General features: G+C 46.7%; 6 protein-coding genes and 1 tRNA gene. 6 read left to right on the top strand and 1 reads right to left on the bottom strand.

Features of this window, described 5'->3' with window-relative positions; all coding sequences use genetic code 11:
- The first annotated feature begins 157 nt into the window (after nt 1-157).
- From KW93_RS06670 to KW93_RS06650, 5 genes are read left to right on the top strand one after another with little or no spacing between them, the layout of a single operon-like run.
- Nucleotides 158-646 (top strand): NUDIX domain-containing protein, encoded by a 489-nt coding sequence (locus KW93_RS06670; RefSeq protein WP_033542213.1) that lies wholly within the window; start codon nt 158-160, stop codon nt 644-646.
- Nucleotides 636-1,517, top strand: coding sequence for an RNase adapter RapZ (rapZ, locus tag KW93_RS06665; RefSeq protein ID WP_033542212.1), 882 nt, complete (start codon nt 636-638; stop codon nt 1,515-1,517). Before KW93_RS06670 ends, rapZ begins: the two co-directional genes overlap by 11 nt.
- Before the next feature lie 4 nt (nt 1,518-1,521).
- Entirely contained in the window at nt 1,522-2,517 is a 996-nt protein-coding gene (locus tag KW93_RS06660; protein WP_033542211.1) for a gluconeogenesis factor YvcK family protein, read from the top strand.
- A 24-nt stretch (nt 2,518-2,541) separates the two neighbouring features.
- Nucleotides 2,542-3,492, top strand: coding sequence for a DNA-binding protein WhiA (whiA, locus tag KW93_RS06655; protein ID WP_033542210.1), 951 nt, complete (start codon nt 2,542-2,544; stop codon nt 3,490-3,492).
- Between the two features lie 55 nt (nt 3,493-3,547).
- Nucleotides 3,548-3,805 carry an HPr family phosphocarrier protein gene (locus KW93_RS06650; protein ID WP_033542209.1) on the top strand — a complete coding sequence of 86 codons (258 nt, stop codon included), beginning with the start codon at nt 3,548-3,550 and terminating at the stop codon, nt 3,803-3,805.
- A 90-nt stretch (nt 3,806-3,895) separates the two neighbouring features.
- On the opposite strand, the gene clpP is transcribed toward KW93_RS06650, so the two are convergent.
- On the bottom strand, nt 3,896-4,510 hold the full coding sequence (gene clpP / locus KW93_RS06645; protein ID WP_033542208.1) for an ATP-dependent Clp endopeptidase proteolytic subunit ClpP: 615 nt from the start codon (nt 4,508-4,510) through the stop codon (nt 3,896-3,898).
- Between the two features lie 168 nt (nt 4,511-4,678).
- Between clpP and KW93_RS06640 the strand changes: the two genes are divergently transcribed.
- A tRNA-Arg gene (locus tag KW93_RS06640) sits at nt 4,679-4,750 on the top strand.
- The last annotated feature ends 129 nt before the right edge of the window (nt 4,751-4,879 follow it).

Genomic DNA, 4,879 nt, shown 5'->3' with positions numbered 1-4,879 from the left:
GACGAAGCTAGCGCAGCGATGCAGGAGCATTGGTTTTGGAAAGCGAAGCTGTTATGCGGAATTTCGGCTATATAGTCATTCGCTTTTCTTTTTTTGCATGACACGCCAGGAAAGTTGTATAATGGAAGAAGTTTATAATAGATACGGAGTGTCGAGAGTGCAGCGAATCGCAAATTTATTAGTAATTAAAAATGGTCAGGTTCTACTACTTAAAAAACCCCGACGCGGCTGGTACGTTGCACCCGGCGGAAAAATGGAAGCCGGTGAATCCGTGTACGAAGCGGCGATCCGGGAATTCACAGAAGAAACGAATGCTAAACCAGTGGATACGCATGTCAAAGGAATTTACACCATGATGATTGAAGATGAAGGCGAACTGGTCGATGAATGGATGCTTTTCACATTTGTCGCAACCGATCTGGAAGGAACCCCTTTTGTTGAAACAAAAGAAGGAATCCTGGAATGGCATCCCGTTGAAAGTCTGGCCACATTGCCAATGGCGGAAGGCGACCGGTCAAATCTGCTGTTCGCAGTCAGCCGGACAGGAGTCCAATACGGCACATTCCACTACACGATGGAATTTGAATTGCTGAAAGAAACGCTTCAAAGTTCAATAGAAGAGGTGAACCGCCAATATGGACAATAAAACAGAAGAAACAGAATTGATCGTAATCACCGGCATGTCCGGAGCAGGTAAAACGGTGGCCATCCAGAGTTTTGAAGATCTCGGTTTTTTCACCATTGATAATTTGCCGCCGGCGCTTCTGCTGACGTTCATCAAGCTGATGCGTGATTCCGGTAAATCGATGAAGCGAGTTGCGGCAGTGATGGACTTGCGCGGCGGGGACTTTTTCGACAGCCTCGTTGATGCGATCGATAATCTTGCGAAAGAGCCGAATGTTTCAGTAACGATTCTGTTTCTTGATGCGGACAATCAGACACTGGTCAGCCGCTATAAAGAAACACGGCGTTCACATCCATTGTCACCCGGCGGCTTGGTGCTCGGCGGCATAAAAAAAGAACGGGATATGCTGAATGATCTCCAGGGGCGTGCAAAGTATATCTACAACACTTCTCAGATGACTCCCCGTGAGCTGAAAGACAGAATCATTTCTGATTTCTCCTCAAACACAAGCAACGTTTTCACCGTCAATGTGATTTCATTCGGCTTTAAACACGGCATTCCGATTGACGCCGACCTGGTATTCGATGTCCGCTTCCTGCCGAATCCATATTATATAGAAGATTTAAAGCCGCTGTCCGGTCTGGATGAACCGGTATCGAGTTACGTGCTTCAATGGAATGAAACACAGATTCTCATTGAAAAATTAACCGATCTTCTGCAATTTATGATTCCCCGGTATAAGAACGAAGGCAAAGCACAATTGGTCATCGCCTTCGGCTGCACCGGCGGCCAGCATCGTTCAGTCACCTTGGCAGAGTACTATGGCAAGCTATTTGCTGAAAATAACAAAACCATCATTACTCATCGCGATGTCAAAACCAGAAAGGGCTGAGCGCATGGAAACAAAAAGCCAAAGGAAAAAGCTCGTAATCATCGGTGGAGGCACCGGGCTGTCCACTTTGCTGCGGGGATTAAAAAAACTCCCCATGGATCTGACAGCCATTGTGACCGTGGCGGATGACGGGGGGAGCTCAGGCAGGCTGCGAAATGATCTGGATATTCCGCCTCCAGGCGATATCCGAAATGTCATGGCAGCACTGTCCGATGCCGAACCTCTTGTTGCAGAAATGTTCCAATACCGGTTCAGCAAATCAATTGATCTGGGAGGACACTCTCTCGGTAATCTGATGCTTGCCGCATTGACGGATCTGACTGGCGATTTTTCGCATGCAGTGAGGGAGATGAGCCGGGTACTGAGCGTCAACGGCACGGTTATACCGGCCGCCAACCAGTTGGTGACACTGAACGCGGAGTTTGAAGACGGCACCATTGTCAGCGGTGAATCCAAGATACCGGCATACCTGCAGCCGATTAAACGGGTGTTCATTGAACCGGTCGATGTCAAAACGCTGCCGGATACTGTAACAGCCATCCGCCAGGCGGATATCATCGTAATTGGCCCGGGTTCGCTGTATACCAGCATCCTTCCGAATTTATTGGTAAAGGATATCAAAAAAGAACTGCTGGCTGCCAAAGCCAAAAAAATATATATTTGCAATCTCATGACGCAGGCGGGTGAAACCTATAAATATTCGGCTGCCGACCATATCCAGGCGCTGTACGACCATGTCGGTGAGCCGTTCCTGGATGCGGTGCTGATGGATAAGGCAGAAATGCCCCCGGGCGTGGTTGAACTGTATAAGCAGGAGAGGGCCAGGCCTGTCGCTTATGACGAAGAGCGGCTGCTGGAATTCGGCCTGGAAATCCACCGGGAAGATATTGCGAATATTTTCGAAAACGCCGTCCGCCATGAACCGAGAAAAGTGGCAGAGTGGCTTTTTCAATATGCAGGCGGAAAATTGAAGGAAGATGCAAAGCTTCGGTATTTTTGAAAGTTTGAAAGGGGGGAGAATAAATTGTCTTTCGCTTCGGAAACAAAAAAGGAAATGACACAACTAGAAGTGGATGAATGCTGTGGAAAAGCTGAACTATCAGCTTTGATAAGGATGAACGGAACCCTGTCATTTTCCAGCAGGCAGTTGAGCGTCGATATACAGACAGAGAACGCCGCCATTGCCCGCAGGATCTATACACTTTTAAAGCGTTTTTATCTGCCCTATCCGGTGGAACTGCTGGTAAGGAAAAAAATGCGCCTGAAAAAGAACAACGTTTATATTTGCAGGCTGCGGGATGGTTCGAAGCATATACTGGAGGATTTACTGATCATAACGGAAGGTTTTCAGTCTCAGCAGGAAATCGATAAGAAGCTGATTGAAAAAAATTGCTGCAAACGCGCTTATCTTCGCGGTGCATTTCTGGCTGGCGGTTCCGTCAATAACCCGGAAACATCGTCCTATCATCTTGAAATCTACTCCTCTGACCGGGACCACGCAGATTCTCTGACAGAGCTGATGAATTATTTCCAGTTGAACAGCAAAACGATTGAACGGAAAAAAGGCTTCATCACTTATTTAAAGGAAGCGGAAAAGATTTCCGATTTTCTGAGTGTTGCCGGGGCACATTCAGCGCTGCTGAAATTTGAAGATGTCCGCATCATCAGAGACATGCGCAACAGCGTAAACAGGCTCGTCAATTGCGAAACTGCGAACCTCAATAAAACCATCGATGCCGCACTCAGGCAAGTGGAAAACATCCGGTTTATCGACAGTGTTATCGGAGTCGAGCAGTTGCCTGAGCGCTTAAAGGAAATTGCGAGACTGCGTGTTGAGTATCAAGATGTTACACTTAAGGAACTGGGCGAAATGGTGTCGTCAGGGAAGGTCAGCAAATCGGGTGTCAATCACCGCCTTCGGAAGATTGACGAAATCGCCGAATCATTAAGAAAAGGCGAAACGATCGGCGGTTAATACCGCAGATTTTTTAAAAAAATTCATTACAGTCAATTTTCTGAGGAGGATATGCATGGTTGAGAAACAAGTGAATGTACAATTGAAATCAGGTTTACAGGCGAGACAGGCTGCTTTATTTGTTCAGGAAGCTAACAGATATAATTCAGATGTCTACCTCGAAAAAGAAGGAAAGAAAGTCAATGCTAAGAGCATCATGGGCATTATGAGCCTGGCTATAAGCAAAGGCACAGCCGTCGTCATTTCGGCAGACGGTTCTGATGAAGAGTCGGCAGTCGGCGCATTATCGGCGCTGATTGAAAAAGAGGCATAAGCAAACCCCGCAGGCATTATGCCGCGGGGTTTGTTTTTTAACTATTGTCCAGATTCTCGCGGCCCTTGAACGGGCGCAATCGCTTTTCTGTTAAATATCTTCTTTTACATGATCATTCGGCATTTTGCTGCGCGTGATGATCTGGTCGACCAATCCGTATTCTTTCGCACGTTCAGCTGTCATGAAGTTATCGCGGTCTGTATCTTTCGAAATGACTTCAAGGGGCTGGCCTGTGCGTTCAGACAAGATTTGGTTTAATTTCTCACGAAGGTGAAGAATGCGTTTTGCGGCGATTTCAATCTCCGTCGCCTGGCCCTGTGCACCGCCAAGTGGCTGGTGAATCATGACTTCAGCGTTCGGAAGCGCATAGCGTTTTCCTTTCGTGCCGGCTGCCAGCAGGAATGCTCCCATTGATGCTGCCATACCGATGCAGATGGTCTGAACATCCGGACGGATGAACTGCATCGTGTCGTAAATTGCCATACCGGCTGTGATGCTGCCGCCAGGTGAGTTGATGTAGATGGAAATATCTTTTTCAGGATCTTCCGCTTCTAAAAACAGAAGCTGTGCGACGATGGAGTTTGCCACGTTATCGTCAATGCCGCTGCCGAGCATGATGACGCGGTCCTTCAAAAGGCGCGAATATATGTCATAAGCGCGTTCTCCCCGGCTCGTCTGTTCAATTACTGTTGGAATTAAATTCATAGAAAATCCTCCTTGTGTAAGTGATTTCATTCAGCACTGAAATCTAGTTCAGCTGTATTATTATCATACACATTTTGGTCAATGAAGGTCAAATCTAACGAATTAAAAAATTCAACTTGAAATGGCCTGATTTGTTTTGTATACTAGAAAAGTCGCTAAGACACAAACGCCCTCGTAGTGTAATGGATCACACGCAAGATTCCGGTTCTTGAAATGGGAGTTCGATTCTCTCCGAGGGCATATGTAGCCAACCCGCTTTGCCAATTGATGGCGGAGCGGGTTTTTTATTACAATGAAATTTATAAAAAACTATTTAAAATAAATCAGGTATTTGCATTCATATGCCGCTTCGTCGCTTTGGACAGTGCT

The sequence above is a fragment of the Planococcus sp. CAU13 genome (assembly GCF_000775575.1).
Lineage (GTDB): Bacteria > Bacillota > Bacilli > Bacillales_A > Planococcaceae > Planococcus.
Note: the sequence above shows the minus strand (reverse complement) of the source record. Positions and strands in the feature narration are given on the sequence as shown.